The following is a 506-nucleotide window of genomic DNA, read 5'->3' as shown; positions in this document are numbered from 1 at the left end:
CGCTGGCCTTCGCTCCAGCCGCGGGAAATCAGCTCGGTGAGGTTGCGATAGCCCTTCGCGTTCATCGCCAGCAGGCTCAGGCGGCTGAGCGGGCCATCTTCCTCGCGGCTGGCGAGCCAGATGTCGGCCCCGCAGATCGGCTTGATGCCGGCGCCCATGGCGGTCTTGTAGAACTTCACCAGCGAGCACATGTTGCTCTGGTCGGTGACCGCCACCGCCGGCATGCCCAGCCCCGCCACTGCCTTGGCCAGGGGCTTGACCCGGACCAGGCCGTCGACCAGGGAGAATTCGGTATGCAGACGCAGGTGAACGAAGGATACGGTCATGAAGGCCCCGGAGCAGAAATAACGCAAAAACGACAAGGCCCGGATTGTACCGGGCCCGGTGGCAAAGCTACAGGTTCAAGAGCGGACGATGCGCCTCGGCTGCGCCGAGAAACGTCGCCCGCCCCGCGCTCAGGCGCGGCGGTCGTCCCAGATACCCGGTTCGAGCTTCTGCTGGACTTC

The 506-nt window shown here is 65.6% G+C and carries 1 protein-coding gene; it reads right to left on the bottom strand.

What is annotated here, in order from left to right; genetic code table 11:
- Positions 1-326: PHP domain-containing protein (locus EEB15_RS33270; RefSeq protein WP_141477107.1), on the bottom strand; the 326-nt coding region annotated here is incomplete at its 3' end.
- Positions 327-506: the final 180 nt, after the last annotated feature.

Source organism: Ramlibacter sp. WS9 (assembly GCF_003797765.1).
Classification (GTDB): domain Bacteria; phylum Pseudomonadota; class Gammaproteobacteria; order Burkholderiales; family Burkholderiaceae_C; genus Ramlibacter.
Note: the sequence above shows the minus strand (reverse complement) of the source record. Positions and strands in the feature narration are given on the sequence as shown.